Origin of the sequence: Paraprevotella clara YIT 11840 (genome assembly GCF_000233955.1) — a bacterium.
GTDB lineage: Bacteria > Bacteroidota > Bacteroidia > Bacteroidales > Bacteroidaceae > Paraprevotella > Paraprevotella clara.
Genome location: NZ_JH376578.1, coordinates 73,085 through 82,694 on the forward strand (window position 1 = coordinate 73,085; position 9,610 = coordinate 82,694).

The window sequence follows — 9,610 nt, forward strand, 5'->3', positions numbered from 1 at the left end:
ATCTTAAGATTTTAATTTATTTCGAAATAACGCGCAAAATTACACTTTTTCAGGCAATCCACCAAAGGGAATGCAGACAAAGCCTCAAGCAACCAGTGAGTTTCGTCCACACCCCGTTCCCACGTTGTCAAAATGGAAGAGGACCTTCGGGCAGAGGCGCACCGAAAGGAGACGCCGCATCCGACGGAGGCACCATGTCGGCCGCAGGCAAAGGTACATCCTCTCCCTGTCCGGCACCGAAAGCCACGGCCTCGCCCGGCATGGGCACATAGGCGTCTTCTTCCGGATCCTGGAAACGGGCGTATTCCCCACGGAACTTCAGCAACACGTCGCCCACGGCACCGTTACGGTGCTTGGCGATGATGATTTCCGCCATGCCGTGCAGGTCGTGCCCCTTTTCGTCCTGGTAAATCTTGTAATATTCGGGGCGATGGATAAAACAAACCATATCGGCATCCTGCTCGATGGCACCGGATTCACGCAAGTCGCTCAACTGCGGACGCTTGCCGTCTATACCCTCACGGTTCTCCACCCCACGGTTCAACTGGCTCAGCGCAATAATCGGTATGTTCAATTCCTTGGCCAGCCCCTTGAGCGAACGCGAAATGGTGCTGACCTCTTCCTGACGGCTGCCGAACGACATTCCACTGGCATTCATCAACTGGAGATAGTCTATCAGGATAATCTTGACCCCATGCTCGCGCACCAAACGGCGGGCTTTCGTACGCAACTCGAAAACGGACAGCGACGGCGTATCGTCCACATAAAACGGGGCATCATACAGTTGGGTGATTTTATTATCCAACTGCGACCATTCGTAAGGCGCCAACTGCCCGCTTTTCAATTTCTCGCCCGGAATCTCGCACACGTTGACAATCATACGGTTGACCAACTGCACGTTGCTCATTTCCAACGAGAACATGGCTACCGGAATCTTCATGTCCACCGCCATCTTCTTGGCCATGGAGAGCACGAAAGCCGTCTTTCCCATGGCCGGACGGGCTGCAATGATGACCAAATCGGAGTTTTGCCAACCGGAAGTCATCTTGTCCAACTTTTCGAAGCCGCTGCTCAACCCGCTCAATCCGTCGCTGCGCGCCGCCGCCTTCTGCAACATGTCGTAAGCCTCGCGAATCACGGGATTGATTTGCGTATAGTCTTTCTTCATGTTCTGTTGCGAAATCTCAAAGAGCTTTCCCTCGGCCTCCTGCATCAGGTCGTCCACATCCACCGTCGTGTCAAAAGCCTTCGTCTGTACCAGACTGGTGAAAGTAATCAGCTCGCGTGCCAGGAATTTCTGCGCGATGATACGGGCATGGTATTCGATATGGGCGGAAGAAGCCACTTTGCCGCTCAGTTGCGTGATATAGAACGGGCCGCCCACTTCCTCCAGTTTGCCCATGGTATTCAGGTGTTCCGTCACCGTCAGGATATCCACCGGCTTCTGCTGGAGGTTCAGCGTGCGGATGGCCTCATAGATAAGCTGGTGGCGATGATCGTAAAAACTCTCGGGACGCAATATCTCGCTCACCTGCGAATAGGCATCCTGCTCTATCATCAATGCGCCCAACACAGCCTCTTCAAATTCAAGAGCCTGCGGCTGTACATGTCCGTAGGCATCCTCCTCCGGCACGTTCACTTTAGCGCGCGCGGAAGTGCGCCGCCCTGTCTTTCTCGGTTCTGCCATATCAAGTCTGATTTTACGTGCAAAGATAATCCTTTCCCTCCTAAAAAAGCCTCCGGACCACATTCTTTTATGAACATTTTATCTACCGTTTCCAAACATTGCTTACCTTTGCATACATAAAACATCATATTATGATTTGCCATCCCAACGCTAAAATCAATTTGGGACTGAACGTCACGGAACGCCGTCCCGACGGTTACCATAACCTGGAAACCGTATTCTACCCCATCCCGCTGTGCGACACGTTGCAATTCAGTACGGACGCCGGAACGGACAGCCACCGTCCGGAGGGTATTTTCCCCAACGACATTCCCCTGCAAGAACACTCCACGGAAGATTATACATTCCGGTCGGGCGGCATCGACATCGACTGTCCGCCGGAGCAGAACCTGCTCATCAAGGGCCTGCGCCTGATACGGGAACATTATGCACTCCCCCACCTTTATATATCGTTGCATAAGCAAATCCCGTCGGGCGCAGGCTTAGGGGGCGGCTCGTCGGACGCAGCTCATACGATGAAAAGCCTCAACCAAATGTTTAACCTCGGCCTGTTCGACAACGAACTTGAAGAACGCGTGACCGGTTTGGGAGCCGACTGTCCTTTCTTCGTGCGCAACCGTCCGGTATTTGCCACGGGCATCGGCAATATCTTCACTCCTATCGGCCTTTCACTCTCCGGCTGGCATCTCGTTTTAGTGAAGCCCGACATCTTCGTGTCCACGAAAGAAGCCTACGCCCGAATCATCCCCCGAAGACCCGAAACGCCTATCACAGACATCATCCGCCGCCCCGTAGAGAAATGGAAAAACCTCCTGACGAACGATTTCGAAGAAGGAGTCTTTGCCCTCCATCCCGAAATCACAGACATTAAGGCACGGCTGTACGACCGGGGAGCGGCATACGCTTCCATGAGCGGTTCGGGTTCGAGCGTTTTCGGCCTTTTCCGGACGGCACCGGAAGAAACGGATATGCGCAGGCTTTTCCCGGGAAGCTTTTATTTTCAGGCCTTGCTTTAGGTGAATGCCCCTTTCTCACCACATCCTTCACCATAAGCCATTGAATGACAGTATCAAAGCAAAAAGGGTGAAGGATGTTTTCACACCGCGAAAACGCATCCGCGTGAAGGCACGGTGAAGGCCAAGAGCACAGAGCCTTCACCATAAGTCGCTGTCATTGAGGAAGTATGAAGGATGCGAACCTTTTTTTGTATTCTCGTATAGAAAGGGGTGGAAGACGGGAAAAAGCCTTCAATACATGCCTCAAACGATGTCAGCCGATTCAAGAATCGCTTGGCTGAGATTGAAAAATCGTTTGGCTGAGAACGGAAAATCGTTTAGCGGTCATTTTTTCAGCCGTTTCACGTTCCTTAAGGCATACTTCCAGCTCCCCAATCCACGATACTCAAATCCTTCACCGGATGATAGAACGTATCGGGCATCCGTTCGGTGAAACGGCGAACTATCTTTTCTTCCTAAAGCATTGCACAGCAAAAGAATAATTGTAACTTTGTACCACATGAACAATCAATAAAGGAGAAAACGATATGAACACAATGGTCTTTCTGGAAGATACCCTGAACCAGTTGCAGTCCTTCAGCACAGACGAAAAGCAATGGCTAGCAGACAAACTGTACGAGCAGATTCGGGAGGAGAAGAAAAAGGAGAAGTTGGTGTTCCCGCATATCTCCAAAGGATATAAGCCTAATCGCGAGGTGCTCGACATGGTGGCCGACCGCCTGCCTGTGGAAATTGACGTGGAAGCCGAACAAATAAAAATGTGGGAGGAACGCACCAAATGAAAGTATTCTTAGACACGAATGTCCTCGTAGACTATCTGAACAAACGTGAACCTTTCTTCGAGGATGCCGCGAGCATCATCGGCATCTGCCTCTCGGGACAGGTTAAAGGCGTATTGTCTGCCCTTTCTGTAGTCAATGCCGCCTACATCATGCGAAAGGCATATACCAAAGATTCCCTGATGGCCAAAATGGAATGGTTGGCAACAGCCTTTGAAATCTCCCCCATCAACCGGCAGACCATCCACGATGCCCTCACCTCCCGTGCCGCCGACTTCGAGGATGCCGTGCAATGCTTCTCTGCCGTACAATCCAGATCAGACCTCATCCTCACCCGTGACAAGTCCGGCTTCAACGGTCTTGTCCTCCCGGTGATGACCCCTGCCGAATTCCTGGCACGCTGCGCGGAATAGCACCAAAAGACCTATCCACTTTTGACCATACGCCTTTAGGGCATATCTCCAACTCCCCAATCCACGATACTCAAATCTTTCACCGGATGATAGAACGTATCGGGCATACGCTCGTTCATATACTTGCTTTCGTAAAGTTCTGCCGGTCCCCAGGAAACTTGGAAATTGTAGCCGAAGTTTTCAAACTGCCGAACCACATACCTGCCATTATACGCCATAGTAGGCAGCAGGAACTCGTAATGGATGGAATCATTGCGTGTCATGAACTCTGCCACGTCCGTTAAGAAACCATGACTGACATACAAGATGTGACACCAAGAGAAATAAAGATGCTCAAAAGGACAGGCCTGTATATACCGGACAGGCCAATGTTTTTGCGGACCGCCCTCCACATCGGTGGCAATATGGATATAATCCACCGCGTCCTCGACATTGACCCGTTGGACGAAACGGCGAAAATCCCCATGTAGCACAATATCATTTTCCATCAGCAGGTAATGGTCGTAACGATATTGTTCCGCACATTCCGCCAAAGCTACAAAAGTGTTGGGTAGCAACCTCTCATTCTGATGGAAAAAACCTTTCAATCCGACAGACTCAAAAAAACAGAAGCGAAATCCGGGGTAATCATCTTCTTTTATCGGATGGGCAGATTGGTCGTATAAAACCAAAAGGTCCATCACCCCTTCCACTTCCTTTTTGAGGTAAGCCAGGTAATCCAATATGCCTTCGTCCAATTTATGTGTGGCAAAGACCAAACAATTATGATTGTAATTTTCCATTATCTTCTATCTTACTTGTTTTAGTTTATTACTTCACCGGATGATAAATCATACCAGACAATGCCATTTCACCCTCCGTATGAGCAGGACGGAAACGATGAGTACATTTGTCCCCGCAAACATCATTCGGGTCATCCGTATAAAACAATCCCGAACAACCGGTGTATATAAATCTGCCATTCCCCCCAAAATCGGATATTTTCAAATTGAAGTATTTGAACAACGTAGGCAACAACACTTCGTAATGTCCTCTGTCCCCCAATTTGCAACGTTCATGCCCCAAAGCAAGTGCCCTATTTGAAATTCGGCATATCGGATTGAAAGAACGTAACAACATCTTATGATTCAGTTTGATATTGACCAATTCTATCTCTTTCCATCTTGTCCATCGGGTATCCCCGGAAAAGTCTCCAATATGGGCAGAAATAAAATCGTCATCCTTATCCGCAAAGAACTCGAAATAGTTTTTCCAATCCCCATTGAAACGGACATCATATTCTATAAGCCAATAATAGTCACAACCGGTATGTTTGAGATAAAAGTCCAACATCACGAAGTGGAAATTCCCGTCCATCAAAGTACATCCCCACGAACGATACCCCAACCCATTGAGTTCCTTGACGGTGAAGGGGAAAGAACGGATGCCATCCGGCAGCGTGATTCGCACCTTGTCTGCCTGAAAGCCAACATACAATGTGGCAAAGTCCTTGGTCTCTTCATGTAACTTGATGATTTGCCGTTCTATATCCTCATTATAAATATGCGTCACAAACAATATTGCCGTCTTCATAGCCTTCTCCTTATTTTACAGTGTGATACATGATTTCAACTAACATTACCGCATCTTCCAATGTCATCAACTGCTGCCGAAGGTTTTTCATTCCCTCTTGCACTCTTGCCAAGAAATAACCGTCGTGCGTCAACAGATAAAGACGGAACAGCATATATACACGTTCCACCTGAGTACACTCCATACGTTCTATTTTGCGTTCCAATACTCGAAGTTGTTCCCTCGTTTCCATTCCGCAAGCCTGCATCAACGTAAGGGCATCTACCGTAACCGCAGGAGCCTCCTCACCCATTCGGCCTTGCAACAAAACGGCAATCCTCTCGCAGTCATCACGATGTTCTTTCGTAGGACGGTTCTGCATCTTGGCCAAGTAATAACGCCCTATTCCGGCTAAATCCTCCACCGACATCGTTTCCCCGATATTTTGCCTGATATACGCATCCACCGTTTCAAGCAAATCTTCGGGATTCTCCTCTATAAGCCCTTCTTTTGACAGATATTCTATCAGCCAGCAACATCCGCATATACCGCTCCGGAAAGTCATGTCGTGCATCACCGTCCCCAGACTGTCTTGTGCCTTGCACAACAAATCATAACCCGCGTCCGCATAGTTTCGCATCTGTGTCATACGGGCAAACAGGAACAGGAAGTGTACATAGCCGAAGTATCCGTCCTCACCCGCCGAGAAAGCCGATATTCGTTCCGTCCCTATCCAATGCCCCAACGTGTTACAGAGTTCCCTGAAGGTATTCCTGTCGCAGCAATACCGTCTTTCAGAAGGCAGGCAATCATAGTGAAGCACCTTGGTAGACAGGTTATATTTTCGTAAGTAAGCAGCCAGTTCCCTATTATGGATGGCCTGTCCCGATTGGATGGGACGCGTATGCACCACGCTTACTTCGTCAATGACGGCCATGTCCCTTTGCGAAGCATCAATCAACACCGGCCAATGGGTTTCCGTCCCCCATCCCGTCTCGTTCTCATTAAAAGTGAACAACACTTTGTTTAATGCCTCACGTGAGAAACACGGCACCATCATTTCCACGAAATTGATATACCGCAACTTGCAATATCTGTCTTGCAACGTATGGCTCCACGTGTAATAAGACATACGCAATGCCGGCTGTGCAATCTGCAAGCGGTAACGCCGCATAGCCTCGAACAGGGTATTGATGGCCGCGGCATCCATTTGGATGTCATCATCCGGAAAGAAGAAATAATCATACCGTTCTTTCAACTCCGGATACATTTCAAGATACCGGTAGATAACTCTCAACTTATATCCTTTGATGTGGCAAATATACTCCGTGTCTCCATGAAACTCTTCCATGGAATCATCGTAGACCACCAAGTGCAAGTCGAAATTGCACTCCCCCTTCAGCCACATACGGTGCAGGCTGTTCCGCCCTACTGCCGAAATCACACAATTGGAATGGTTCATTATATTTTGTTTTTAATTTGTTGGACTGTATGTTTCATAATATCCCTCATCAGTTGCTGCGACGGCCCTCCCGACCACAGCAATCCGGCACACACCAATGCCATTACAATGACCACGATGGTTATGCCGTGCCGTGTAACAAACGGCAAGCGTCCCCCCATGAGCCGCTCTACTTCCGGACAATGTTGTTTCTGCTGTTTCATGCCATGACACTCATTTGATTTTTCACTAATTCATAATACCTGCCCCGTTTTTCCAACAAGCTTTGATGGTTGCCGCGCTCCACAATCTTTCCCTTGTCCATCACGATGATTTGGTCGGCATCCTTTACGGTACTCAGGCGATGCGCACTGACCACCACCGTACGTCCTTTGTAGAAACAATGCAGATTGTCCATGATATGGGCTTCATTGGTGGCATCGAGCGAATTGGTCGCCTCGTCGAGGAAAATATACTCCGGATTCTTGTAGATGGCACGGGCTATCAGGATGCGTTGCCGCTGTCCTTGGCTCACCCCCTTGCCCTCCATGCCGATGACGGTGTCATAGCCCAAAGGAAGAGACTCCACAAAATCATCAATCCGCGCCATACGGGCGGCACTTTTCATACGTTCTTTATCCGCCTCGTCTGTATTGAAAGCAATATTCCCCTCTATGGTATCGGAAAAGATAAAACTGTCCTGCATCACCGAACCAGTGGCCGCACGCCAAGTATGAGGGTTGATGTCCGAGAGATTGACTCCTCCCACCTTGATACTGCCACGGGTTGGTTCATAGAACCCCTGAAGCAGTTTGATCAGTGTGGTCTTTCCGCATCCGCTTTCGCCCACGATAGCCGTCACCTGACGCTCCGGAATATGGAGCGAAACGTCTTTCAAAGCCCAATCCCGCTCCGAACCGGTATAGCTGAACGAAAGGCGTTCAATGCAAATGTCCCTTTTTTGAGGAAGCGTGGCCAGTTTTTTATCGATATCCGTCTCTTCGTCATCCTGCGAATGTATCTCATTCAACCGTTCCAAACTGATTTTCGCATCTTGGAACGACTGTGCAAAACCGATGAACTCCCCAATCGGAGCCGACACCTGCCCGATAATGTAGGTCAGGGACATCATCATACCCAGAGTCATCGAACCGTCCACCACGGCTTTCGCTGCGATATAATAAATAAGTATATGCGTGGTTTGCGTGAAAAACACCGAACCGGACTGCTGTACCTGCCCGATGCGAAGCCCTTTCAGGCCAATCTGAAAGAGCTTGACCTGTATCCGCTCCCACTCCCAACGCTTCTGGCGTTCGCTATTATTGAGCTTGATGTCCTGCATGCCCTGTACTAACTGTATCATCTTGCTCTGTTCCAAAGCGGACTGGTTGAACCGCTTGATATCAAGTTCCCTCCGATAGCGCATAAAGAACGAAATCCATGCCACATACAAAGTATTGCCCACGAGAAATATGACCAACACCACCGTGTTGTAATAAGCCAATATACCCAAATATACAATGAAATTCACTATCGAAAACACGATACGCATACTGTTACCCAACAGAAAATTCTTTATCCGCCCATGGTCTCCAATACGTTGCAAGATGTCGCCCGTCATGCGCGCATCAAAAAACTGCAAGGGCATGGCCGTAAGTTTGATCAGGAAATCGGAAATCAGCGCAATATCGATACGCGAATTCATGTGCAGCATAATCCACGAACGGATGTAGTCGATACTCAGTGTGGCCACAAAAAAGCCCAACTGTGCCAAAAGTATCAGGGTGATGATATCCAAATTTCGCCCGTTGATACCTTGGTCTACCATCGCTTGCGAAAGGAAAGGCAACACCATCTGTATCAAACTCCCGACAAGCATGGCCAACAGCAACTGGCCTATCATGCAGCGGTAAGGCACGAAATAACGGGTAAACGAAAGAATGCTTCTGCTGTTCTCCCGATATTCATCTTCCACCTTTCCCCAATTATCCCCCGGCTCCAACATCAAAACCACACCGCACCCTTTATCTTCGGCACGTCTTCCAATCCAACATCGCTCAAATTCTTCTCGGGTATAGGTAAGGCGTTGCGAGGCAGGATCTGAAATATGGATTTTATAACTTCCCGCCTTATCTCTTTCTATACCGTAACAAACTACAAAATGGTTTTGGTTCCAATACAGGATACAGGGAAATACACCCTCCTCCGCTAATTGGCTAAATGTCATTTTCATCCCCACCGTATCCAAACCGATATGTTCCGCTCCTTCGCTTATGCCTAACATATTGACTCCACGACGTGAAACATGGCAATGACGACGCAACATCTCCGCTGTATAGTCTACACCGTAGTACCGCGCAATCATGCGTAAACAGGTAGGACCACAATCGGAAGTATTGTTTTGCCTGAAATGTGGAAAACGTTTAAACTTATTCATGGCTTTTTAGGATTCTTGTTCCAGTGAAACACCAAATGCAACATTACGTAATGGGGCAGAGAACGAAACCATGTTTCGGTACGCCCTTGCGCATTGACACTATATTGTGTGGAAGAGACCTGATGCAACAGGTCGAAAGCTTCAATCCTTGCAATGAGCTTGCCTTTCCAGAACGGTTGGCTGAGCGAGGCATTCAGCACAAAGTCATCCGTGTTCAGTTCCGAACTGCCATAGCCCCGGCGGCTGTACATTGTGGCATCGGCCGACAAGGTGGTCTTGATACGCG

General features: G+C 48.8%; 9 protein-coding genes and 1 pseudogene. 3 read left to right on the forward strand and 7 right to left on the reverse strand.

The features are described 5' to 3' along the window. Window positions 1-127: 127 nt before the first annotated feature. The gene (gene dnaB, locus HMPREF9441_RS00765) at window positions 128-1,687 is read right to left on the reverse strand and encodes a replicative DNA helicase (protein WP_039864699.1); all 1,560 of its coding nucleotides are present in this window, start codon (window positions 1,685-1,687) and stop codon (window positions 128-130) included. Window positions 1,688-1,818: 131 nt separating this feature from the next. On the opposite strand from dnaB, the gene ispE reads away from it, so the two are divergent. From ispE to HMPREF9441_RS00780, 3 genes are all read left to right on the forward strand, one after another. Continuing rightward, on the forward strand, window positions 1,819-2,703 hold the full coding sequence (ispE, locus tag HMPREF9441_RS00770; RefSeq protein WP_039864701.1) for a 4-(cytidine 5'-diphospho)-2-C-methyl-D-erythritol kinase: 885 nt from the start codon (window positions 1,819-1,821) through the stop codon (window positions 2,701-2,703). A gap of 527 nt (window positions 2,704-3,230) precedes the next feature. Beyond that, a complete protein-coding gene (locus tag HMPREF9441_RS00775; protein ID WP_008616840.1) occupies window positions 3,231-3,485 on the forward strand; it encodes a hypothetical protein in 255 nt (84 codons plus the stop codon). Continuing rightward, window positions 3,482-3,895: a type II toxin-antitoxin system VapC family toxin gene (locus tag HMPREF9441_RS00780; RefSeq protein WP_008616841.1), complete on the forward strand. Its 414-nt coding sequence runs from the start codon at window positions 3,482-3,484 to the stop codon at window positions 3,893-3,895. Before HMPREF9441_RS00775 ends, HMPREF9441_RS00780 begins: the two co-directional genes overlap by 4 nt. A gap of 35 nt (window positions 3,896-3,930) precedes the next feature. On the opposite strand, the gene HMPREF9441_RS00785 is transcribed toward HMPREF9441_RS00780, so the two are convergent. The 6 genes and pseudogenes from HMPREF9441_RS00785 to HMPREF9441_RS00810 all read right to left on the reverse strand — a co-directional run. Beyond that, window positions 3,931-4,677, reverse strand: coding sequence for a hypothetical protein (locus HMPREF9441_RS00785; protein ID WP_008616842.1), 747 nt, complete (start codon window positions 4,675-4,677; stop codon window positions 3,931-3,933). Window positions 4,678-4,705: 28 nt separating this feature from the next. After that, entirely contained in the window at window positions 4,706-5,467 is a 762-nt protein-coding gene (locus HMPREF9441_RS00790; RefSeq protein WP_008616843.1) for a hypothetical protein, read from the reverse strand. Between the two features lie 10 nt (window positions 5,468-5,477). Further along, window positions 5,478-6,908: a DUF707 domain-containing protein gene (locus HMPREF9441_RS00795; protein ID WP_244949542.1), complete on the reverse strand. Its 1,431-nt coding sequence runs from the start codon at window positions 6,906-6,908 to the stop codon at window positions 5,478-5,480. After that, window positions 6,908-7,111: a hypothetical protein gene (locus HMPREF9441_RS00800; RefSeq protein WP_008616845.1), complete on the reverse strand. Its 204-nt coding sequence runs from the start codon at window positions 7,109-7,111 to the stop codon at window positions 6,908-6,910. The genes HMPREF9441_RS00795 and HMPREF9441_RS00800 overlap by 1 nt, the downstream gene beginning before the upstream one ends. After that, a complete protein-coding gene (locus tag HMPREF9441_RS00805) occupies window positions 7,108-9,324 on the reverse strand; it encodes a peptidase domain-containing ABC transporter (RefSeq protein WP_087943178.1) in 2,217 nt (738 codons plus the stop codon). The genes HMPREF9441_RS00800 and HMPREF9441_RS00805 overlap by 4 nt, the downstream gene beginning before the upstream one ends. Further along, window positions 9,321-9,610: pseudogene (locus HMPREF9441_RS00810) on the reverse strand (hypothetical protein); the annotation flags it as partial. The gene HMPREF9441_RS00805 and the pseudogene HMPREF9441_RS00810, both read right to left, overlap by 4 nt.

Coding starts and splice junctions, on each gene's coding strand:
- HMPREF9441_RS00800 (WP_008616845.1), bottom strand. CDS start 7,111: ATGAAACAGCAGAAACAACATTGTCCGGAAGTAGAGCGGCTCATGGGG.
- HMPREF9441_RS00775 (WP_008616840.1), top strand. CDS start 3,231: ATGAACACAATGGTCTTTCTGGAAGATACCCTGAACCAGTTGCAGTCC.
- dnaB (WP_039864699.1), bottom strand. CDS start 1,687: ATGGCAGAACCGAGAAAGACAGGGCGGCGCACTTCCGCGCGCGCTAAA.
- ispE (WP_039864701.1), top strand. CDS start 1,819: ATGATTTGCCATCCCAACGCTAAAATCAATTTGGGACTGAACGTCACG.
- HMPREF9441_RS00790 (WP_008616843.1), bottom strand. CDS start 5,467: ATGAAGACGGCAATATTGTTTGTGACGCATATTTATAATGAGGATATA.
- HMPREF9441_RS00780 (WP_008616841.1), top strand. CDS start 3,482: ATGAAAGTATTCTTAGACACGAATGTCCTCGTAGACTATCTGAACAAA.
- HMPREF9441_RS00805 (WP_087943178.1), bottom strand. CDS start 9,324: ATGAATAAGTTTAAACGTTTTCCACATTTCAGGCAAAACAATACTTCC.
- HMPREF9441_RS00785 (WP_008616842.1), bottom strand. CDS start 4,677: ATGGAAAATTACAATCATAATTGTTTGGTCTTTGCCACACATAAATTG.
- HMPREF9441_RS00795 (WP_244949542.1), bottom strand. CDS start 6,908: ATGAACCATTCCAATTGTGTGATTTCGGCAGTAGGGCGGAACAGCCTG.